Raw genomic sequence first — 256 nt, forward strand, 5'->3', positions numbered from 1 at the left:
GCCAAAATCTAAATTTCCTGATCTAGAATTGGAATACAAAAATTTAGTATACAGTTGTCGTTTTTGTAACATTGCTAAGTCAAACAAATGGATTTCGGACTATGCGAATATCCCTAATAACGGCATGTTAGGCTTTATTGATCCTTGTGATGAAAATTATGATGAGCACCTTTATAGAGACTCTAAAGGAAGTATAAATGCAAAGTCAGATCTTGGTTTTTATTTAGTTAAAGAATTAAACCTTGGTCTAATTAGG

At 31.6% G+C, this 256-nt stretch carries 1 protein-coding gene; it reads left to right on the forward strand.

Annotated elements, in window-relative coordinates; all coding sequences use genetic code 11:
* The coding region (locus tag SB751_RS32820) for a hypothetical protein (protein ID WP_410749356.1) at window positions 1–256 on the forward strand (256 nt) is incomplete at both ends.

Source organism: Cupriavidus sp. SIMBA_020, assembly GCF_046535395.1.
Lineage (GTDB): Bacteria > Pseudomonadota > Gammaproteobacteria > Burkholderiales > Burkholderiaceae > Cupriavidus > Cupriavidus campinensis.